Here is a 19,339-nt window from a genome sequence, read left to right as displayed (position 1 = left end):
CGATCGCACGCGTGCACGTTATCGCGGGACGCGGCACCGCGCACGCGGGTTTACGTCCGAACGCTTCCGGCTGGAACTCGTTGGAACTCCCCATTTCAGGACCGAATCAATATTCTGGGCAATGGACTGCCGAAGGGAATTTCCGAAGAGCGGCTCAGGCCGTACTCTTGCATGGTGGTCGCCCGAGGCGAGGTCAGGTCGCCTCGGGCGGCCACTCTCTTACGCCCCGCCCGACTCTTACGCCCCGCCCGATGCGGCCGGGCGATTTCCGTCGAGAAACGCGAGCGCGCGCGTCCAGGCGTCCGCGCAGGCGTCGGCGAACCCGTGCCCGCCGTACGGCCGAAGTAGTCGATCGCGAGCGCGTGGTGCCCCTGCTCGGCGAGCCGTACGGTGAACTGCTCGTAGAAACCGGACAGCCCGCGGTTGTCGGGCAGCACCAGCACGCCCACACCGGACGCCCGCCCCGGACAGGAAAGGTACGCCGCGAATTCGGCGCCGTCGGCGGAGGTCAACGGCAGTCGGGCGGATATGGCGGTCGTGACGAGCGCCCCATGGATCGGCGGCACGGCACCGGCGTCATAGCACACAGGCGAATTCCTTTCGGATCGGAATTACGCCCGCAATGCTATTGATCGCCCATAGCGGATTCTTCAATCATAACAGAGAGAAATAAATTACCGGATACTGTTTGATAAATATCGCATTTCTGTGTGCGAATACAGCGGAGCCGCCGGGCGGCTCCCGGCGGATTCTCCGCAGTCGTACGGCTTGCGCCGCCCCCGAAGGGACGCAGGCCGCACGGTGCTACTCGTCGCTACTCGTCCTCGATGACCCTCTGCGCGCCCGCGTACCAACCGGCCACCATCTGGGCGGCCACCACCGCGAACAGCAGCACGAACGGGATCGTCCAGCCGCCGCTGACCTCATACAGCACGCCCACGGCGAGCGGTCCGGCGCCGGCGATCAGGTAGCCCGCGCTCTGCCCGAAGGCGGACAGCGCCGCCGTGGCCTCGGCCGTGCGGGCGCGCAGCGCGAGCATCGCCAGCGCGAGCGGGAAGGAACCCATGCCCACGCCCACGACGATCGTCCACGCCCAGAGCGCCTTCCCCGTGAGCAGTCCGGCGAACCCGATCACGTACGCGGCCCCGAACGCGATGACCAGGAGCCGCTGGTCGCTCATCCGTGCGGCGAGCGCCGGCACGAGCATCGAGATCGGGATGCCCAGACCGGTGAACACCGCGAGGACCGTCCCCGCCTGATCCGGCGTGTAACCGTTGTCCTGCAGCAGCTGGGGAAGCCAGCCGAACATGACGTACGCGATGAGGGACTGGGTGCCGAAGTATGCGGCGATCGCCCAGGCCAGCCTGCTGCGGACCAGTTCGCCCGGTCCCGTCCCGCGGACCCGGTGCCGCTCCGGCTCACTGCGCAGGAGCGCAAGCCACGGAATGGCGGAAACGGCGGCCAGGGCCGCCCACACACCGAGTGCCACGTGCCAGTTGCCGCCCGCGGCCCGCTGGATGGGCACGGTCGCGGCGGCGGCGAGCATGGTCCCGACGGCCAGGGCCGTCGAGTAGACAGTGGTCATCATCCCGGCCCGCGCGGGGAAATGGCGCTTGATCAGCGTCGGGATCAGCACGTTGCCGATCGCGCCGCCGGACAGCGCCACCACGCTGGCCGCGAGGAACACGCCCGAGGTGTTCACCGCGGAGCGGAGCCACAGCCCCACGCCGAGGAGGACGAGCGCGGACAGGAGGAGGCGGTGCTCGCCCACACGGTGGGAGAGCGCCGGGGTCAACGCCCCGAAGAAGGCGAAGCAGAGCACCGGCAGCGTCGTGAGCAGCCCGCTCACCACGCCCGACATGCCGAGGCCCGCACTCACCTGATCGAGCACGGGACCCAGACTGGTCACGGCGGTTCGCAGATTGAGCGCCGCGAGAACGATACCGAGCCCGACGAGCCAGGCGACCGATCCGGTTCGGCCCCTGCGTGCGACGACGGCGGTCATGCCGGTGACAACCCTCTTTTCAGCGTCGATTCATCCTATGATTCGACAACTGTACCAGAGCGCCCATTCCCGACATGAACCGCAAACACTGCCGTACCACCAGCACCGTGTTGGCGCCGACACTCGTTCCGGATCCGCCCTACTGGTGGGCTGCGGGGATGTCGCCGCGCCAGCCACCGGTCTCGGTGCCGCGCGCCTCGATGAAGGTCTTGAATCGCTCCAAGTCGCCCCTGACCCGTCTCCGTACGATCTGCAGCAGGTCGGCCGCCGTCTCCGCCACGCCCTCGGGGTCGTACTCCAGCCTGAGCGTGACCCGGCAGTGATCGTCGTCGAGGCGGTGGAACGTCACCACCCCGGACTGGCGCGGCCGGTCCAGGGAGCGCCAGGTGACCCGCTCGTCCGGATGCTGCTCGGTGATCTCCGCGTCGAACTCGCGCCGCACCCCGCCGATCTCGACCATCCAGTACGTCCGGGTGTCGGTGACCTGCTTGACGCAGTCCACGCCTTCCATGAACTCGGGGAAGCTCTCGAACTGCGTCCACTGGTTGTACGCGGTGCGCACCGGGATGTTCACGTTGACCGAGTGTTCGATCGAGCTCATGCCCGTCTCCTCCTGTCCTCGCGGCTTCGGAGGATTGCCCTGCCCTCGCTGACCCCGTCTAGTCGGGTTCGACAGTGCGGATCGTCACGTGCCGACGGTCTCGGCCGCGCCGCGCACTTCCGTCACGACGTCCGGCGGCGCAGCCAGAACAGCCCGAGAACCGGCAGGACGAGCGGCACGAAGAGATAACCGGCGCCGTAGCCCGACCAGACCGTGGCGTGCGGGAACGCCGCGGAGTCGATGAGGCTCAGCGTGCCGACGACCAGCACCCCGGAGAGCTCGACCAGGCACGCCGCCAGGGCGAGCCGTCGCCTGCCACGGGCCAGGGCCACCGTCAGCACGATGTAGACCACGGCGGCGACCGCCGACAGCAGGTACGCCAGCGGCGCCTCGTCGAACTTCGTCGCGATCTGCACGGCGGCGCGGGCGGTGGCCGCGAGGGCGAACACGCCATAGACGGCGATGAGGACCCGTCCCGGCCCCGATGCCACCGGTGCGCTCATGCCGTGCCGTTCCAGAGCTGGAGGAGCCGTCCCGTCATGACGGCGACCGTGAAACCTGCGACCGCGATGACGCCCGGCCCCCAGCGGGTGCGCTCCGCCTTGCCCCACCAGACGGCGGCGGGCGGGATCACGACGGTCCCGGCGAGGTAGCCGACGAACGTGGCCGTCTCCTGCTCCAGCTCGGACAACCGCGTCACCGCCAGGCCGGCCTGGACGAGCAGGGCAACCTCGAGCAGGGCGAGCCCGGCGAGCAGAACGATGCCCATGGGCCGGTTCCGGATCGCCGTGATCAGACTGATCAGGGCGAGCAGCAGGGCGGCGCCGATCAGCCAGCCGGAATAGGCAGCGATCATCGCGCGTCAGGGGTCGGGAGCATGGCCAGTAGGCTATCGCCACCTGCGGCCGCCCCCGATTTCGCCTCCGGCCCCCAAACATCGCGCCCGAGCGGCTTGAGCGGCTTTCGCGACTGATCGAACCGACCTGGCGGCACAGGGCGCCGAAGGGTTTACCGGCCGCCCTCGACCGTGAGTGATCGGGTGGAGCTATGGGGATTCGAACCCCAGACCCCCTCCATGCCATGGAGGTGCGCTACCAGCTGCGCTATAGCCCCTGGTCACCGCTTCGAGTCTTCTCGACGCGGCGCCCGAGGAGCATATAGCGACCATTTGCCGTTTACCTAATCGACACCTGACGGCAGCCGCGCGCGTCAGCGGTCGACGACCGCCTCGGGCCTGTCGTCGCTGTTCACGGGCTCGGGAAGCGTTCCCGCATTGTGTTCGAGCAGCCGCCACCCCCGCCGGCCCTCCTCCAGGACGGACCACGAGCAGTTGCCGAGGCCGCCCAGGGCGGGCCACAGCTCCTCGGGCAACCCGAGGAGCCGGGCGATGCCGAGCCGTAGCGCCGCTCCGTGGGAGGCGACGACGAGGAGGCCGTCGTCGGGGAGCTGGTCGACCCAGCGCCGGATCGCCTCCGAGACACGGTCGGCGACCTCCGCCACGGCCTCGCCGCCGGGGGCCTCCCATGCTTCGAACTCGACCGGCCACCCCGCCTTGATCTCCTCGCGGGTCAGCCCCTCCCACGCGCCGCCGCCGCGTTCCCGCAGCTCCTTGTCCACCAGCACGCCGAGGCCGGTGAGCCGGCCGAGCGCCGTCCCCGTGTCGTAGGCGCGCTGCAGGTGCGAGGAGACGATCGCCGTCGGGTTCAGCGCGGCCAGCAGAGACGCCGCCCGCGCTGCCTGGGCCACCCCGGTCGGGTCCAGCGGGATGTCGCTGTGCCCCTGGAAACGTTGCTCGACGTTCCACTTCGTCTGGCCGTGGCGCAGGCAGACCACCCGCCGGCTCATGCGGGCCTCCCCACCGCCGGCTCGAGGCGTTCGGTCACCGGGCCGCCCCGCCGGCCCGCTGCGCGGCCACCTTGGTGACGCTCTCCGGAAGCTCGATCGAGGGGCAGTCCTTCCAGAGCCGCTCCAGGGCGTAGAAGGTGCGCTCCTCTTCGTGCTGGACGTGGACGACGATGTCGATGTAGTCGAGGAGCACCCAGCGCCCCTCACGCTCGCCCTCGCGCCGGACCGGCTTGGCGTCGGCCTCGATGCGGAGCCTGTCCTCGATCTCGTCCACGATCGCGCGGACTTGACGGTCGTTGGAGGCGGAGCAGAGCACGAACGCGTCGGTGATGACGAGCTGCTCGCTCACGTCATAGGCGATGATGTCGTCGGCCAGCTTCTCCGCGGCGGCCTCGGCGGCCACTTTCACGAGCTGAAGCGATCTCTCAGATACGGTCACGATGTGGTTCTGTCCTCCATTGCCGGGGCACGAGTCTCGATCGGCTCTTCCAAGAGTGCCCACGGGGCGGTGGGTGATTCAATCCCATTTTCGCGCCCGACCCTATCCGGACGCGGTCCCGCCGTATCAACGTACGCCACCGGCCTCCCGATTCCGACCCCGGGCAAGCGGCCCGGAGTGGCGCCGATCAACCACCCGGTGACCCCGTGAGCAACGCCTCGGCGACGGCCGAGCGGGCATAAAGAACATAACGCCCGGTGCGGTGGGCGGTGCACAGGCCCGCCCTGCGCAGCGCGGTCAGATGCTTGTTGGCGCCCGCCTCCGACAGGCCGAGGCGCGCCGCGAGGTCCTGGGTGGAGGCGGGCTGGTCGAGCTCGGCCAGCAGCCGCGCCCTGCTCCTGCCGAGGACCGCGGCCAGCGCCTCAGGGACATCCGCCTCCCCGCGTTCCCACAGCGTCGCGATCCCGGGCGGCGGATAGCGGACCGTGGGCTGCCACGGCGGGCAGGTGACCGAGAAGATCCGCGGCCAGCTGAACACCGACGGCACCAGCAGGAGACCGAGCCCGCGCAGCGGTCGCACACCCGAGACGTACGCGTTGGGCACCCGCAGCGTCTCGCCGTCCCAGCGCTCCTGGTGCCGCTGCTCGACCGGGGAGGCTGGATCTGGCTCGCCGCCGCGGCCTGGTTCGTGCTGACGTACCGGACCGGCCTGAACAACGTGCTCCTGGTCAGCTTCCGGCAGGAGGTCACGCCGGACGCGATGCTCGGCCGGATGACGGCCACGATGCGGCTGCTCCTGATGGGCGCGCTCGGCGCCGGCGGCCTGCTCGCCGGGCTGGTCGGGGAGCTCTGGGGCGTCCGCGCGACCTTGTGGGCCGGAGCGGCCTGCATGTCGCTCAGCTGGCTGCCGCTCTTCTTCTCCCCGCTCAGGCGCGAGATCTGATCCTAGGGGGCCGGGTCCGGCCGGCATATGCGCTGCTCAGCGTGCTGGATCCCGGTAGAGGCCCCGCTTGTTGATGTACTGGACGATTCCGTCGGGCACGAGGTACCAGATGGGCTCACCCGCGGCGACCCGCTCACGACACTCGGTCGAGGAGATCGACAGCGCCGGGATCTCGATCAGGCTCACCTTTCCCTCCGGCAGGCCGGGGTCGAGGAGGGCGTGCCCCGGCCGGTCACAGCCGACGAAGTGGGCGATCCTGAACAGCTCGTCCACGTCGCGCCAGCTCAGAATCTGCGCCAAGGCGTCGGCGCCGGTGATGAAGTACAGCTCCACGTCCGGCCCGTAACGGGCCGAGATGTCGCGCAACGTATCGATCGTGTAGGTCGGCCCCGGGCGGTCGATGTCGACGCGGCTCACCGAGAAGCGGGGATTCGACGCCGTCGCGATGACCGTCATCAGATAGCGGTCCTCGGCGGCCGTGACCGTCTTGTGGGCCTTCTGCCACGGCTGCCCGGTCGGCACGAACACCACTTCGTCCAGTTGGAAGTGGTGCGCGACCTCGCTGGCGGCCACGAGGTGACCATGGTGGATCGGGTCGAATGTCCCTCCCATGATGCCCAGCCGTCTGGTCGCCGCCCCATTTCTCATGGAACGGACCCTAGCCTGCAAGCCACACGAGACCGGAGGTACCCCTCTAAAACGCTCTCCGGTGCTCTCGCGCGCGCTGGGTTCCACCGACATAGCATGCGGAACATGACCACTCCCGATCGCAATCGCGTGCAGCTGCCCGGCATCAGCTCCCGCGCCTACGAACACCCCGCAGACCGTTCCGCGCTCGTCGCGATGCGCTCGCTCAGCGGGTTCGACTCGGTGCTCAAGCGCATGTCCGGGCTGTTCAACGAGCGCCGCCTGCGCCTGATGTTCCTGGCGTCCGCGGTGCGCACGACGGACACGCAGTTCCGCGGGCTCTACGACATGGGCCGCGACAGCGCATACATCCTCGACCTGCACCGGATCCCCGAGATCTACGTGCAGCAGGACCCCCAGGTGTACGCCATGGCCATCGGCTTCGACGAGCCGTTCATCGTGGTCTCCACCGGGTTGCTCGACCTGATGGACGAGGAGGAGCTCCGGTTCGTCATCGGGCACGAGACCTCGCACATCCTGTCGGGTCACGCCGTCTACGGCACGATGCTGCAGATCCTCACCCGCCTGGCCACCCGCGTGGCGTGGATCCCGCTCGGTTACATCGGCCTGCGGGTCATCGTGGCCGCACTGGAGGAGTGGCAGCGCAAGGCCGAGATGTCGGCCGACCGCGGTGGCCTGCTCGCCGGGCAGGACCCCGACGCCGCGCTGCGCGCGCTGATGAAGCTCGCCGGAGGCTCGCGCCTGCACGAGATGAACATCGAGGCGTTCCTCGACCAGGCCCGCGAGTACGACACCGGCGGTGACGTCCGCGACGGCCTGCTCAAGGTCCTCAACCTCCTCGGCACGACACACCCGTTCGCGGTCACCCGCGTCGCCGAGCTCGACCGCTGGCGCCGTGACGGCGAGTACGCCGACATCCTGGCCGGGAACTACCCGCGCCGCGCCGACGACGCCAACGCCAAGATCTCCGAAGAGGTCAAGGCCGCCGCCAACTCCTACCGCGAGTCGTGGTCCCAGTCCCAGGACCCCTTCATCGGCGTCCTGCGCGACGTCGCCGAGGGCGCGGTCCACGCCGGAGAGCGCATCTTCAACAAGTTCGCCCGCAGGGACAGCTAGACGCTGGAGGTTCCGGGGGTCATCCCCCGGGGCAGCACAGCAACACGTTCGCCCGCAGAGACAGCTAGACGCTGGAGGTTCCGGGGGTCATCCCCCGGGGCAGCACAGCAACACGTTCGCCCATGGGGAGAGCCGAACGCCCAGGGCGACGCCACGGGCCCAGGAAGCCGGTGGCGGCCAACGGAAGCAGACGAAGCTAGACGAAGAACGCCACCGCTCGTACGGCCGCCGCGCACAACGCGACGAAGCCGCCGAGCACGGCGAGCGCCCGCAGCCCCTCTCGCCGCAGCTCGGGCACCCGAGCGCCGACGCGCTCGACCTCACGGCCGATGATCCAGCCGGTGACGATGCCGAAGGCGACCCCCGCGACCGTCACGGGCACCGCCTGGGTCCACCATTCGGGCTCCAGGCGTGCCCCGGCCGTGAGCCAGAGCGCGGCGAAGGCCACGGCCGCGGCGGGCAGGCCCGGCCAGGCCACCGCTGAGACGAGTGATCCCGCCAGGGTCAGGGGAAAGGTCAGCACTCGCAGGAGTCCCCGCGCCCGGGGCGACTCGCGTTTGCGCACCAGGCAGTGGCCGCTCCACAGGGCCCGGGTGAGCACCACGAGCGTCCCCGTGATCGCGAAGGTGGCGAGAGGGTAGACCAGCGACGCCACCACGCACGGCACCGCGAGTAGCGCGAGCACCAGAAGCGTGGCGCTTCCGCGGGGAAGGCCCCGCACGCCGTCCGGCCTTGCCTCGGCGGGCAGCGCCGTCCCGGAACGCCGCGCGGCCCGCTCCTCCGTGGCCGAGCGGCCGGGCCGCCGCTCCTCCTTGGCGGCGTGGCGGACGTGCTCCTTCTGAGCGGCGCGGCGCCGTCTGCGGGTCACGGGCGCGGACGCGAGCGTGGGTGTGGGCGCAGGCTCGGCAGAGGCGCGGGCGAGCAGGGCCAGCCTGTCGGCGAGGACGGCGGCCGTGGGACGCCTGGCCGGGTCGCGGTGCAGCGCCGCCCGGATCAGGGGCAGCAGCGCGGCGGGTACCCCGGCGAGGTCGGCCTGGCCGTGCAGGATCGCGTACATCTGGGACTCGACGGTCCCCCGGCCGAAGGTGGGCCGACCGGTGGCAGCGAAGGCCACCGTCGCCGCCCACGCGTGAACGTCGGCCGGCTGCCCCACCGTCTCGTCGGCGAACAGCTCGGGCGCCGAGTACCCGGGGGTGCCGAGGAAGGTCCCCGTCATGGTCAGCCTCGTCGCGTCGAGGACCTGGGCGATGCCGAAGTCGATCAGCACCGGCCCGTCCACGCCCATCAGGACGTTCGCCGGCTTGAGGTCACGGTGGACCACACCGGCGGCATGCGTGATCGCCAACGCCGTCGCAAGGTCCTGGGCCAACGTAATCAGCTCGCACTCGGGAAGCGGGCCCCTGCGGCGCACGGCGTCGAGCAGGGTCTCGCCCGCGATGTGCTCCATCACGAGGTAGGGCCGGTCACCCGACAGGTCGGCGTCCAGCACCTGCGCGACGTACGGACTCTCCACCCGGCGCAGCGCCCGCACCTCGCGCTCAAGACGTAATCGGGCGTCCGGATCGTCCCCGAGCGGGTCGCGGAGCATCTTGACGGCGACCTGCTCGCCCCGGCGGTTGGCCGCGAGGTAGACCTCGCCCATACCGCCCCGGCCCAGCCGCTCCAGCAGCGCGTAGGCGCCGACCCGCCCCAGACGTCCACCCATAGGAGGGACAACCTTAGCGGCCTCCGCGGACAAATCCGGGGAGGCACGCCGGGCGGAACGGATATCAGACCGACGCGGGGACGGCCTCCTGGCGGCGACGCCCCAAGATGCGTGGGACGAGCAGGTGATCGAGGCTGAGCCAGCCCGGTCCGGCGACCGCGATGACCAGCGCCAGCGCGCCGAGCGCCAGAACCAGTTCCAGGCCGCCGTCGCCGGCCCCGTGCGGCACGTGGACGTAGAGGAAGGCCCCCGCCGCCACCATGCCGACCGCGATCCCCGCGAGGGACGTGAGCAGCCCCAGGATGAGCAGGGAGCCCCCGCCCAGCTCGGCCACGATGGCGAACACCGCCGAGACACGCGGCAGCGGGACGCCTGCCTCGGCGAACATCGCGGCCGTGGCGTCGACCCCGTTGCCGTACTTCTCCCAGCCGTGCGTGATGAAGATGATTCCGAGCACCGACCGGCCGACCAGCGCGGCGACGGCGTAGAGCGCCCGCTTCATCACGAGTCCTTCAACAGGAGCTCCAGCTCCGTCTCAGGCTCCGCATTCAGCCTCCTGGGCCCGGTGCGCCGCCAATTGACGTGCCCCCGGCTCTCCAGCCACAGCATGAGCCGGTCGGCGGCGACGACCACCGCGACCGCCATGCCAAGGGCGACCACAATTTCCATGGGCACAGCCAAGCCCCACCACACCGCCGCCCCTTAGTGACACGCTGATTACTTTGCGCAATATTGGCCGCTCTGCTGTTCAACCCCAAGTTATTTACAAGCGCCCTGGACGATTCTTGGGAGTGGGCCGCCACGCCGGGGGCGTGCGGTCGTCATCGGGAGAAGGCAACCAAGAAAGCGGTGGTTCACTCCAATGGACACCGACCACTCAGCCGGGAGGGGCACCCGGCATGTCACTGTCGTGGTGGCCGACGAGCATCCCCTGTACGCCGAGGGGATCAAGTTCGCGCTGCACGAGGTTCCGGACATCGCCGTCGTGGGAACCGCTTCGGAGTCCCTCGACGCGATCCGACTCGCCGTACGGCTCCGCCCGGACGTCGCGCTCATCGACGCCGCCATGCCGGACGCCGTGGACTACCTGACCCGCAGGTGCCCCGCCGTACGGATCATCACGCTGGGCACGGGCGATGCCGAAGGGGGCCTGCTCACCGCGCTCCGGGCCGGGACATACGGGCACCTGCTCAAGTGCGCCAGCCCCGGCGAGATCGCGGCGGCGGTCCGCTCCGTCGCACTGGGGCAGATGGTGTTCGGCCGGGGCGTGGGAGCCCGGCTGCTGGCCCAGCTCAGCGCCCCGGCGGCGCAGACGCCCTTTCCGGGGTTGACCCAGCGCGAGCACGAGATCCTCGAGCACCTGGCCGACGGCCACTCCAACGCGGAGATCGCCCGTCAGCTGCGCCTGGCGCCCAAGACCGTGCGCAACCACGTCAGCAACGTCCTCAACAAGCTGGAGGCGCCGAGCCGGACGGACGCCGCGTTGCGGGCCAGGGACGCGGGGCTCGGCTCGCGCCCCATCCTCGCCCGCGTGTGACCGGAACAGCTCCGGCCGGAACGGGGCCGGCCGGGAACACCCCGAACGGCACACGACCTAGCACCAGCCACCTTGGTCGTGTCCGACACTCCCTAACCGCGGACGTGCCCGTCGCCGGTGTAGATCCACTTGGTGGAGGTGAGCTCGGGCAGACCCATCGGGCCGCGGGCGTGCAGCTTCTGGGTCGAGATGCCGATCTCGGCGCCGAACCCGAACTCACCGCCGTCGGTGAACCGAGTGGAGGCGTTGACCGCGACGGCGGCCGAGTCCACGGTCGCCACGAACCTACGCGCCGCGCCCTGTGAACGGGTGACGATCGCGTCGGTGTGGCCCGATCCGTACGTCCTGATGTGCCGGACGGCGTCGTCGAGGGAGTCGACGACAGCGGCGGCGATGTCCAGCGAGAGGTACTCGGTGAAGAAGTCCTCCTCGCTCGCCGCCACGACACCGGCGTCGTGCGCGCGCACCCGCTCGTCGCCGTGGACGGTCACACCCGCGTCCTTGAGCGCCGTGAGCGCCTTCGGCAGGAACTCGGCGGCGATGTCGGCATGCACGAGGAGCGTCTCGGCCGCGTTGCACACCGAGGGCCGCTGCGCCTTGGCGTTGACCAGGATCGTGAGCGCGGTCTCGATGTCGGCGTCGGCGTCCACGTAGACGTGGCAGTTGCCCACGCCGGTCTCGATGACGGGGACGGTGGACTCCTCGACCACGCTGTTGATCAGCGACGCGCCGCCGCGCGGGATCAGTACGTCCACCAGGCCGCGGGCCCGCATCAGGAGCTTGGCCGACTCGCGCGTCTGGCCCGGCACGAGCTGCACGGCGGCAGCGGGCACCTCCGTCGCGGCCAGCGCCTCCTGCATGATCCGCACGAGAACGGTGTTCGACGAGTACGCGCTGGACGACCCGCGCAGCAGCACGGCGTTGCCGCTCTTGAGGCACAGGGCCGCGGCGTCCACGGTCACGTTGGGCCGGCCCTCGTAGATGATTCCGATGACGCCGAGCGGCACCCGCACCTGACGCAGCTCCAGCCCGTTCGGCAGCGTGCTGCCCCGGACCACCTCGCCCACGGGGTCGGGCAGGTCCGCCACCTCCCGTACGGCTGCCGCGATCTTCTCGATCCGGCCGGCGTCGAGCCGGAGCCGGTCGATCATCGCCTCGGACACGCCGCCCGCACGGGCCTTCTCCACGTCGACGGCGTTGGCCTCGATGATCTCGGCCGAGCGGGCCACCAGGGCGTCCGCGACGGCGCGGAGCGCGAGGTCCTTCGGCGCGCGCGGCAGCGGCGCCAGCACGGTGGCGGCGTCCTTCGCCGCTCGGGCGACCTTCAGGAAGTCTTCTACCTCAGACATGCTCCGCACTCCAGAACTAGTGATGGTGCCCCAGTATGACGATGTGGTCCCGGTGGATCAGCTCGCGTTCGTATTCCGGACCGAGCGCCTTGGCCAGTTCGCGGGTGGACCGGCCGAGCAGCTCGGGGATCTCGCTCGCGTCGTAGTTGACCAGGCCGCGAGCCACGACGGTGCCGGCCGGGCCGCACAGGTCCACCGGGTCGCCGGCGGAGAAGTCGCCCTCGACCTTCACGACCCCCGCAGGCAGCAGGGACTTGCGCCGCCCGACGACCGCCTCGACCGCGCCGGGGTCGAGGTGGAGCCGCCCCTGGCCGGTGGCGGCGTGGGCCAGCCAGAGCAGCCGGGTGCCGGGATGCCGGCCGACGGGATGGAAGTACGTGCCCACGTCGTCACCGGCCAGCGCGTGCGCGGCGTGGGCGGCCGCGGTGAGGACCACGGGGACTCCGGCGCCCGTGGCGATCCGGGCGGCCTGCACCTTGGTGACCATGCCGCCGGTGCCGACCCGGCCGGACGTGCCCAGCTCGACGCCCTCCAGGTCCTCGGGGCCACGGACCTCGGTGATCCGCCGGGCGCCCTCCTTGCGCGGATCCCCGTCGTACAGGGCGTCCACGTCGGAGAGCAGGACCATGGCGTCGGCGTACGTGGCATGGGCGACCAGGGCGGCGAGCCGGTCGTTGTCGCCGAAACGGATCTCGTCGGTCGCCACGGTGTCGTTCTCGTTGACGACGGGCACGATGCCGAGCTCCAGCAGCCGCGCCAGCGTACGCCGCGCGTTGCGGTAGTGCGATCTGCGCATCATGTCGTCCGCGGTCAGCAGCACCTGCCCGACGCGCAGGCCGTACCGTGCGAAGGACGAGGTGTAACGGGCGACGAGAACGCCCTGGCCGACGGAGGCGGCCGCCTGCTGGGTGGCCAGGTCCTTGGGACGGCTCTTGAGTCCCAGCGGGCCGAGCCCCGCCGCGATCGCCCCGGAGGAGACCAGCACGATCTGCGCGCCGGCCAGGCGGCGCGCGGCCAGCACGTCGACCAGCGCGTCCACACGGTCCACGTCGATCATGCCCTGTGGAGTCGTCAGCGACGACGACCCCACTTTGACGACCAGCCGCGCGGCCGTACCGACCCGGTCCCTGCTCATCCGCCGATCCCCCTCTCAGATGAGTCTGCTGTCCGTGCCGCGCGGCCCGGCCACCCGGGTCTGCGTGCCCTGGGACGGCTGCCAGTCGAAGACGTATCCGCCCTCCATCGGACCGATGACGACCTCGGCGCCGACCTGGGCGCCCGCCTCGACCAGCGCCTCCTCGACGCCGAGCCGTTCCAGGCGGTCGGCGAGGTAGCCCACGGCCTCATCGTTGGTGAAGTCGGTCTGGCGGATCCAGCGCTCCGGCTTCTCGCCGGTGACCTGGAAGGTGTTCTCATCCACCCGCCTGACCGTGAAACCGGTCTCGCCGAGCTGGCGCGGCCGGATGACCAGGCGCGTCGGCTCCTCGATCGGAGCCTCCGCCCGGGCCCGCGCCACCATCTCGCCCATCGCGTACGCCAGGAGGGTCAGGCCCTCGTGGGAGGCCGCGGAGATCTCGAAGACCCGCAGGCCGCGCTCCTCCAGCATGGGCTTGACGATGTCGGCCAGGTCGCGCCCGTCGGGCACGTCCACCTTGTTGAGCACGACCATCCGCGGCCGGTCCTGGAGCGAGCCGTACGCCTCCAGCTCGGCCTCGATCACGTCGAAGTCGCTCAGGGGGTCGCGCCCGGGATCGAGGGTGGCGCAGTCGAGGACGTGGACGATGGTCGAGCAGCGCTCGACATGCCGCAGGAACTCGTGGCCGAGCCCCTTGCCCTCCGAGGCGCCGGGGATCAGGCCGGGCACGTCGGCGACGGTGAACACGGTGTCCCCCGCGGTCACCACGCCCAGATTGGGGATCAGGGTGGTGAACGGATAGTCGGCGATCTTCGGCCGGGCGGCCGAGAGCGCCGCGACGAGGGAGGACTTGCCGGCGTTCGGGAACCCGACCAGCGCCACGTCGGCGACGGTCTTGAGCTCCAGCATGATCTCGGCTTCGTCGCCGGGCTCGCCCAGCAGCGCGAAGCCGGGGGCCTTGCGCCGGGCGTTGGCCAGCGCCGCGTTGCCCAACCCGCCGAAGCCGCCCTGGGCTGCGACGTAGCGGGTGCCCGCACCGACGAGGTCGACCAGCACTTCGCCGGTCCTGGCGTCCTTCACCACGGTGCCGTTCGGGACCCGCAGCACGACCGACTCGCCGTTGGCACCCTCGCGGTTCGACCCCATGCCCTGCTTACCGTTGGCCGCCCGCCGGTGCGGGCGGTGGTGGTACTCCAGCAGGGTCGCCGTGTTGGGATCCACCTCAAGGATCACATCACCGCCGCGGCCGCCGTTCCCGCCGTCAGGTCCGCCGAGCGGTTTGAACTTCTCCCGGTGGATGGAAGCGCAGCCGTGACCGCCATCACCCGCCTTGATGTGGAGGATGACGTTATCGACGAAATCAGCCATTGCTTCCCCTCGTGGGAGGGGTCCGACGCGCTCTCACCGCGGTGCCCCTCAGAAAAGAGATGAGGCGGACCGAGAATTCGATCCGCCTCATCTACAACCGTTTACCGAGCGGATTCACTCCGCGATCGGGACGATGCTCACCGCGCGGCGACCCCGCTTGGTGCCGAACTGCACGTGGCCCGCCGCGAGGGCGAACAGCGTGTCGTCGCCGCCACGGCCGACGTTGTCACCGGGGTGGAAGTGCGTGCCGCGCTGGCGAACGATGATCTCGCCCGCGTTGACAAGCTGACCACCGAAGCGCTTCACACCGAGACGCTGCGCGTTAGAGTCGCGGCCGTTCCGGGTGGACGAGGCGCCCTTCTTGTGTGCCATGATTCACTCCCTTTCGGGGGGCATCCCCCGGGAAATACTTACTGTCCGGGGTTGATGCCGGTGACCTTGACCTGGGTGTACCGCTGGCGGTGACCCTGGCGCTTCTTGTAGCCGCTCTTGTTCTTGTACTTCAGAATGCGGATCTTCGGCCCCTTGGTCTCGCCGAGGATCTCGGCGGTCACCTGGAACCTGTCAAGCGTGGCAGCGTCGGTGGTGACATCGCCGTCGTTGACGACGAGCACCGCCGGCAGCGACACCGAGGAGCCCACCTCGCCGGCGACCTTGTCCACCTCGAGGACGTCCCCGACGGAGACCTTCTGCTGCCTGCCGCCGCAACGAACGATCGCGTACACCGCGGAACCCTTCTTCTGGCTAAATGCTTAGATGCTGCGCCCCGCATCCAGCTGCTGTCGATGAAACGACCGGCGAACCAGGTAGGCGCGCGAAGCCAGGCGCGCCACCGGGCGCACCGGTTGACTAGGGTACCGGATTACCGGTACCCAGGTCGAACCGGGCGGAACACCGGGGAAAGACGACGTCCTATTCTGCCGTCTTCCTGCGGGAACGGCGACGTCCCCGAGACTGACTGGCGAGAGCGTCATCGCCTGTGTGGAGAGGATCGGTGACGCTGTCACGCCCGTTGACGGACGCGGCGACGACCGCCCCTTCACCTGTCGAGAGCTTCTCGGCCACGGCCTTCTCGATGGCCATCTTGCCCTGCGTGCCCCGCGGCTCGGGCTTCGCCTCGACCGGTTCGGACGAGATGATGACGCCACGGCCGTGACAGCAATCACAGGGTGTCGAGAACGCATCAAGCAGGCCCTGGCCGACCCGCTTGCGGGTCATCTGGACCAGTCCCAGCGACGTGACCTCGGCCACCTGGTGCTTGGTCCGGTCCCGGGCCAAGCACTCCAGCAGCCGCCGCAGCACGAGGTCCCGGTTACTCTCCAGCACCATGTCGATGAAGTCGATGACGATGATGCCACCGACGTCCCGCAGCCTGAGCTGGCGGACGATCTCCTCGGCCGCCTCCAGGTTGTTGCGGGTGACGGTCTCCTCGAGGTTCCCGCCCTGGCCGGTGAACTTACCAGTGTTGACGTCGACGACGGTCATCGCCTCGGTCCGGTCGATCACCAGGGAGCCGCCGGAGGGCAGCCACACCTTGCGTTCCATCGCCTTGGCGATCTGCTCGTCCACGCGGTAGCTCGCGAAGACGTCGCCCGACTCCTCCCACTTGGAGAGACGGTCGGCCAGGTGCGGGGCGACGTACTGGACGTACTCGTCCACGGTCTCCCACACGTCGTCGCCCTCGACGACAAGTGAGGCGAAGTCCTCGTTGAACACGTCCCGGACCACACGGACGGTGAGGTCGGGCTCGGCGGAGAGCAACTCCGGCGGGCTGGCCGACTTGGCCTTGCGCTGGATGTTCTCCCACTGCGCGGACAGCCGGGCCACGTCGCGGCTGAGCTCCTCCTCGGAGGCGCCCTCGGCGGCCGTGCGCACGATCACACCGGCGTTCTCCGGCATCACCTTGCGCAGGATCTGCTTGAGCCGTGTCCGCTCCTTGTCGGGCAGCTTCCGGGAGATGCCCATCATCGAGCCGTCCGGCACGTAGACGAGGTATCGGCCGGGCAAGCTGATCTGGGAGGTCAGCCGCGCGCCCTTGTGCCCGATCGGGTCCTTGGTGACCTGCACCAGGACGGACTGACCGGACTTCAGCGCCGCCTCGATCCGCTTGGGCTGGCCCTCCAGCCCGGCGGTGTCGAAGTTGACCTCACCGGCGTACAGCACGGCGTTGCGGCCCTTGCCGATGTCGATGAACGCCGCCTCCATCGAGGGCAGCACATTCTGCACCTTGCCGAGGTAAACGTTGCCGACGTAGGACTGGCTCGCCTCCCGGTCGACGTAGTGCTCGACGAGGATGCCGTCCTCCAGGACCGCGATCTGGGTGCGGCCACCCTGGCGGCGCACCACCATGACGCGCTCGACCGACTCCCGCCGGGCCAGGAACTCCGACTCGGTGATGATCGGCGGGCGGCGACGGCCCAGCTCGCGCCCCTCGCGGCGGCGCTGCTTCTTGGCCTCCAGGCGGGTCGAGCCGCGTACGCCCTGGACCTCGTCCACGGACGTGGCCCGGGTCGCCCTCGGCGCCCTGATCCGCACCACGGTGTTGGGCTGATCTTCGATCGTCAGATCAGCTTCCTCCCCGGCGCGGCGACGGCGACGGCGACGGCGGCGCGACCCGGCCTGGTCGCCGTCGGTCTCCTCCTCGCCGGTCTCGCCGTGCTCCTCGCCCTCCGGCTCCTCCGCGGCCTCGGCGGAGACGCTCTCGTCCTCTTCGCCGTCCTCGGTGTCACGGGGCTTGGCACCACGGCCTCGTCCACCCCGGCGCCGCCGCCTGCGGCGGCCGCCCGCCTCGCCGTCGTCCTCGCCGTGCTCGGCGCCCTCGTCCGTCTCCGCGCTCTCGGCCCGCTCCTCCACCGCCTCCTCGGCGGGTGCGGCCGGTTGCGTGCGGATCTCCGGAACGGCGAACGGGTCCGGGGCCTGGAACAGCGGCTGGAACACCGCGGCCGGGGCCTGGAACGTCAGTGGCGGAGGCTCCGCCACGCGCTGGGCGTGCAGCCCGAACGGGTCGGCGACCACGCCGTGCCCCGGCGTCTCAGCGCGGGCGTCCTCGGTCCCGGCTTCCTCGCCGGCTTCAGCTTCCTCGGCGGTCTCGATCGTCTCGGTCTCGCCGAGGTCCTCGGCCTCCTCGGCGAGGACGTCGTCCACGTCCGGCAGTGCCAGGGACATCGCGGTGGCCACTTCGGCCTCCGCCGCGGTCATGGCGCTGGATCGTTCCGGCGCCGCCACCTTGCGCGTACGGCGTGGCCGGGTGGGCGCCGCGACCTCCTCACCGCTCACCGCCGTTTCGCCACCGGACTCCGCGCCGGCCTCGACGACCGGCTGCGCGGTCGTGTCGCCGGCCGGCTCCTCGGCGGCCTTGCGGGTGCGGGTGCGCCGGGTGGGCTTGGCCGACTCGGCCTCCTCAGCGGACTCCACGGCCGCCTTGGCGGTGGTCTTGCGCCTGGTGGCCCGCTTGGGCTTCGCCTCTTCGGTCACCGACGCCCGTGCGGCCTCGGTCTGAGCGGCCTCCGGTCGCTCCTGCTCCGCCTGCGGTGCCTCCGGCTGGGCGGCCTCGGGCGCCGCGGCCGGTACGGTGATCACGGCCGATGGGGTGTCCTCGGGCTCAGGCGGCGGCCCAGCGGGCCGGCTCGCCGAACGGCGGCGCGCCAGAGCGCTGCCGCTGCCGGCTCCGCTCCGCGTCGTCCCCCCTGCCGTCCTGTCAGTTGTCGTCGTATCGCTGCCAAGGCTCACAGCCCCGGCATTGGGCTCGTTGTCGAGCATGCGGGCGCTCTCCCGTCAGCTCCCGGGCACGTCTCCGCGCCGCACGGGAGCTCTCGTCTCTCGCGGTCCGCCTGGCTCCCTTTCGGTGCCTCGGCGGCAAGTCTTATCGGTTTCCGCCCACCCGATCGAAATCGAACGGGTCGGCGGGCTCACCGGTCGCGTCGAGCGGCCCCTGCGCCAGCCTGGTCACCTCGGGGGGTGACAGCGGCGCGAAGCCCGCCACAAGACGCAGTCCCGTGAGTACGTCATCGGGTCGAACGGCAGGTGTCGCGTGCCGAACGACCATGCGAAGTATGACACACGGCCAATCCGGCTCCTGACCTGCTGCTCTCGCCGCCCCTTCCTGAACGGCCAGGCTCAGCACCGCCTCGCGTGCGTCGAACCGCCGCAGACCCTTCTTGGTCAGGCGTTCGACCTCCACGCGGTCGGCGGTGACGAATGCCTCGACCGCCTTGGCGGCCACCTCGGGATCCACCCCGGGCAGCCGCAGCTCCCACGCCGAGCCCTCCAGCCGGTCGGCCAGGCCGCTGTCGCGCGCCTCGACCACGTCGAGCACGTCCAGACCAGGCGGCAGCGAGGCGTCCAGGTCGGCGCGGACGCGGTGCGGGTCGCACGGCCTGTTCACGCCGATCTCGAGGTACTCGGCCTCGCTCGCCACCCCGGTCGGGGCCGCGCCGGCATAAGAGATCTTCGGATGGGGGCTGAACCCCGCGCTGTACGCCACCGGGATATCGGCTCGGCGTACCGCCCTTTCGACGGCACGGGAGATGTCGCGGTGGCTCGTGAAGCGCAGCCGTCCACGCTTGGCGTAGCGCACGCGAAGGCGCTGCACCACGGGCGCGGGCGGGGGCCCATCAGGAACGGGTTTCAGTGTTAAATCGTCCTTCCG

22 protein-coding genes and 1 tRNA gene are annotated in these 19,339 nt (G+C 70.4%); 3 read left to right on the top strand and 20 right to left on the bottom strand.

The features are described 5' to 3' along the window. Positions 1–95 precede the first annotated feature (95 nt). The 9 genes from QSK17_RS23880 to QSK17_RS23840 all read right to left on the bottom strand — a co-directional run bounded on the left by QSK17_RS23880 (position 96) and on the right by QSK17_RS23840 (position 5,494). Entirely contained in the window at positions 96–587 is a 492-nt protein-coding gene (locus tag QSK17_RS23880) for a dienelactone hydrolase family protein (RefSeq protein WP_285707403.1), read from the bottom strand. A 227-nt stretch (positions 588–814) separates the two neighbouring features. After that, positions 815–2,005, bottom strand: coding sequence for a CynX/NimT family MFS transporter (locus tag QSK17_RS23875; RefSeq protein ID WP_285707402.1), 1,191 nt, complete (start codon positions 2,003–2,005; stop codon positions 815–817). Positions 2,006–2,144: 139 nt separating this feature from the next. Further along, positions 2,145–2,606, bottom strand: coding sequence for an SRPBCC family protein (locus tag QSK17_RS23870; RefSeq protein WP_285707401.1), 462 nt, complete (start codon positions 2,604–2,606; stop codon positions 2,145–2,147). A 122-nt stretch (positions 2,607–2,728) separates the two neighbouring features. Next, a complete protein-coding gene (locus QSK17_RS23865) occupies positions 2,729–3,109 on the bottom strand; it encodes a hypothetical protein (RefSeq protein ID WP_285707400.1) in 381 nt (126 codons plus the stop codon). Continuing rightward, positions 3,106–3,462, bottom strand: coding sequence for a hypothetical protein (locus QSK17_RS23860; RefSeq protein ID WP_285707399.1), 357 nt, complete (start codon positions 3,460–3,462; stop codon positions 3,106–3,108). The genes QSK17_RS23865 and QSK17_RS23860 overlap by 4 nt, the downstream gene beginning before the upstream one ends. Positions 3,463–3,646: 184 nt before the next feature. Beyond that, a tRNA-Ala gene (locus QSK17_RS23855) sits at positions 3,647–3,719 on the bottom strand. Positions 3,720–3,815: 96 nt separating this feature from the next. Beyond that, positions 3,816–4,451 (bottom strand): histidine phosphatase family protein, encoded by a 636-nt coding sequence (locus tag QSK17_RS23850; protein WP_285707397.1) that lies wholly within the window; start codon positions 4,449–4,451, stop codon positions 3,816–3,818. A 34-nt stretch (positions 4,452–4,485) separates the two neighbouring features. After that, positions 4,486–4,890, bottom strand: a complete 405-nt coding sequence (rsfS, locus tag QSK17_RS23845) for a ribosome silencing factor (protein WP_285707395.1) — start codon at positions 4,888–4,890, stop codon at positions 4,486–4,488. Between the two features lie 187 nt (positions 4,891–5,077). Next, on the bottom strand, positions 5,078–5,494 hold the full coding sequence (locus QSK17_RS23840) for an ArsR/SmtB family transcription factor (RefSeq protein WP_285707394.1): 417 nt from the start codon (positions 5,492–5,494) through the stop codon (positions 5,078–5,080). 30 nt (positions 5,495–5,524) lie between these two features. Here QSK17_RS23840 and QSK17_RS23835 point away from each other — a divergent pair, with 30 nt between their 5' ends. Then, complete coding sequence (locus QSK17_RS23835; protein ID WP_285707392.1) at positions 5,525–5,833, top strand: MFS transporter; 309 nt, start codon at positions 5,525–5,527, stop codon at positions 5,831–5,833. Between the two features lie 36 nt (positions 5,834–5,869). On the opposite strand, the gene nadD is transcribed toward QSK17_RS23835, so the two are convergent. Continuing rightward, positions 5,870–6,481: a nicotinate-nucleotide adenylyltransferase gene (nadD, locus tag QSK17_RS23830; RefSeq protein WP_285707391.1), complete on the bottom strand. Its 612-nt coding sequence runs from the start codon at positions 6,479–6,481 to the stop codon at positions 5,870–5,872. 105 nt (positions 6,482–6,586) lie between these two features. On the opposite strand from nadD, the gene QSK17_RS23825 reads away from it, so the two are divergent. Beyond that, positions 6,587–7,597 (top strand): M48 family metallopeptidase, encoded by a 1,011-nt coding sequence (locus tag QSK17_RS23825; RefSeq protein ID WP_502889277.1) that lies wholly within the window; start codon positions 6,587–6,589, stop codon positions 7,595–7,597. Between the two features lie 196 nt (positions 7,598–7,793). Here QSK17_RS23825 and QSK17_RS23820 read toward each other — a convergent pair whose 3' ends face one another. The 3 genes from QSK17_RS23820 to QSK17_RS23810 all read right to left on the bottom strand — a co-directional run bounded on the left by QSK17_RS23820 (position 7,794) and on the right by QSK17_RS23810 (position 9,971). Further along, positions 7,794–9,302: a serine/threonine-protein kinase gene (locus QSK17_RS23820; protein ID WP_285707388.1), complete on the bottom strand. Its 1,509-nt coding sequence runs from the start codon at positions 9,300–9,302 to the stop codon at positions 7,794–7,796. Positions 9,303–9,366: 64 nt separating this feature from the next. Further along, positions 9,367–9,804 carry a DoxX family protein gene (locus QSK17_RS23815; protein ID WP_285707387.1) on the bottom strand — a complete coding sequence of 146 codons (438 nt, stop codon included), beginning with the start codon at positions 9,802–9,804 and terminating at the stop codon, positions 9,367–9,369. Then, complete coding sequence (locus QSK17_RS23810; protein ID WP_285707386.1) at positions 9,804–9,971, bottom strand: hypothetical protein; 168 nt, start codon at positions 9,969–9,971, stop codon at positions 9,804–9,806. Before QSK17_RS23810 ends, QSK17_RS23815 begins: the two co-directional genes overlap by 1 nt. Positions 9,972–10,164: 193 nt before the next feature. On the opposite strand from QSK17_RS23810, the gene QSK17_RS23805 reads away from it, so the two are divergent. Continuing rightward, complete coding sequence (locus QSK17_RS23805) at positions 10,165–10,839, top strand: LuxR C-terminal-related transcriptional regulator (protein ID WP_285707384.1); 675 nt, start codon at positions 10,165–10,167, stop codon at positions 10,837–10,839. Between the two features lie 92 nt (positions 10,840–10,931). On the opposite strand, the gene QSK17_RS23800 is transcribed toward QSK17_RS23805, so the two are convergent. From QSK17_RS23800 to QSK17_RS23770, 7 genes are all read right to left on the bottom strand, one after another. Continuing rightward, positions 10,932–12,188 (bottom strand): glutamate-5-semialdehyde dehydrogenase, encoded by a 1,257-nt coding sequence (locus tag QSK17_RS23800; RefSeq protein ID WP_285707383.1) that lies wholly within the window; start codon positions 12,186–12,188, stop codon positions 10,932–10,934. Positions 12,189–12,204: 16 nt separating this feature from the next. Next, a complete protein-coding gene (gene proB, locus QSK17_RS23795) occupies positions 12,205–13,323 on the bottom strand; it encodes a glutamate 5-kinase (RefSeq protein ID WP_285707382.1) in 1,119 nt (372 codons plus the stop codon). A 15-nt stretch (positions 13,324–13,338) separates the two neighbouring features. Next, positions 13,339–14,691, bottom strand: coding sequence for a GTPase ObgE (gene obgE / locus QSK17_RS23790; protein ID WP_285707381.1), 1,353 nt, complete (start codon positions 14,689–14,691; stop codon positions 13,339–13,341). Between the two features lie 114 nt (positions 14,692–14,805). Next, positions 14,806–15,063 (bottom strand): 50S ribosomal protein L27, encoded by a 258-nt coding sequence (gene rpmA / locus QSK17_RS23785; RefSeq protein WP_061257314.1) that lies wholly within the window; start codon positions 15,061–15,063, stop codon positions 14,806–14,808. Positions 15,064–15,101: 38 nt separating this feature from the next. Next, positions 15,102–15,416 (bottom strand): 50S ribosomal protein L21, encoded by a 315-nt coding sequence (gene rplU, locus QSK17_RS23780; protein ID WP_067186310.1) that lies wholly within the window; start codon positions 15,414–15,416, stop codon positions 15,102–15,104. 187 nt (positions 15,417–15,603) lie between these two features. Then, positions 15,604–18,270 carry an Rne/Rng family ribonuclease gene (locus QSK17_RS23775; protein ID WP_502889276.1) on the bottom strand — a complete coding sequence of 889 codons (2,667 nt, stop codon included), beginning with the start codon at positions 18,268–18,270 and terminating at the stop codon, positions 15,604–15,606. Between the two features lie 283 nt (positions 18,271–18,553). Further along, a complete protein-coding gene (locus tag QSK17_RS23770; RefSeq protein WP_285707379.1) occupies positions 18,554–19,267 on the bottom strand; it encodes a TIGR03936 family radical SAM-associated protein in 714 nt (237 codons plus the stop codon). Positions 19,268–19,339 lie beyond the last annotated feature (72 nt).

Source organism: Microtetraspora sp. NBRC 16547 (assembly GCF_030268965.1).
In the GTDB taxonomy this organism is placed as follows: Bacteria; Actinomycetota; Actinomycetes; order Streptosporangiales; family Streptosporangiaceae; genus Microtetraspora.
Note: the sequence above shows the minus strand (reverse complement) of the source record. Positions and strands in the feature narration are given on the sequence as shown.

Excerpts from the sequence above, each read along its gene's own strand:
- QSK17_RS23875 (WP_285707402.1), bottom strand. The coding sequence starts at position 2,005 with ATGACCGCCGTCGTCGCACGCAGGGGCCGAACCGGATCGGTCGCCTGG.
- QSK17_RS23870 (WP_285707401.1), bottom strand. The coding sequence starts at position 2,606 with ATGAGCTCGATCGAACACTCGGTCAACGTGAACATCCCGGTGCGCACC.
- QSK17_RS23865 (WP_285707400.1), bottom strand. The coding sequence starts at position 3,109 with ATGAGCGCACCGGTGGCATCGGGGCCGGGACGGGTCCTCATCGCCGTC.
- QSK17_RS23860 (WP_285707399.1), bottom strand. The coding sequence starts at position 3,462 with ATGATCGCTGCCTATTCCGGCTGGCTGATCGGCGCCGCCCTGCTGCTC.
- QSK17_RS23850 (WP_285707397.1), bottom strand. The coding sequence starts at position 4,451 with ATGAGCCGGCGGGTGGTCTGCCTGCGCCACGGCCAGACGAAGTGGAAC.
- nadD (WP_285707391.1), bottom strand. The coding sequence starts at position 6,481 with ATGAGAAATGGGGCGGCGACCAGACGGCTGGGCATCATGGGAGGGACA.
- QSK17_RS23825 (WP_502889277.1), top strand. The coding sequence starts at position 6,587 with ATGACCACTCCCGATCGCAATCGCGTGCAGCTGCCCGGCATCAGCTCC.
- QSK17_RS23820 (WP_285707388.1), bottom strand. The coding sequence starts at position 9,302 with ATGGGTGGACGTCTGGGGCGGGTCGGCGCCTACGCGCTGCTGGAGCGG.
- QSK17_RS23815 (WP_285707387.1), bottom strand. The coding sequence starts at position 9,804 with ATGAAGCGGGCGCTCTACGCCGTCGCCGCGCTGGTCGGCCGGTCGGTG.
- QSK17_RS23810 (WP_285707386.1), bottom strand. The coding sequence starts at position 9,971 with ATGGAAATTGTGGTCGCCCTTGGCATGGCGGTCGCGGTGGTCGTCGCC.
- QSK17_RS23805 (WP_285707384.1), top strand. The coding sequence starts at position 10,165 with ATGGACACCGACCACTCAGCCGGGAGGGGCACCCGGCATGTCACTGTC.
- QSK17_RS23800 (WP_285707383.1), bottom strand. The coding sequence starts at position 12,188 with ATGTCTGAGGTAGAAGACTTCCTGAAGGTCGCCCGAGCGGCGAAGGAC.
- proB (WP_285707382.1), bottom strand. The coding sequence starts at position 13,323 with ATGAGCAGGGACCGGGTCGGTACGGCCGCGCGGCTGGTCGTCAAAGTG.
- obgE (WP_285707381.1), bottom strand. The coding sequence starts at position 14,691 with ATGGCTGATTTCGTCGATAACGTCATCCTCCACATCAAGGCGGGTGAT.
- rpmA (WP_061257314.1), bottom strand. The coding sequence starts at position 15,063 with ATGGCACACAAGAAGGGCGCCTCGTCCACCCGGAACGGCCGCGACTCT.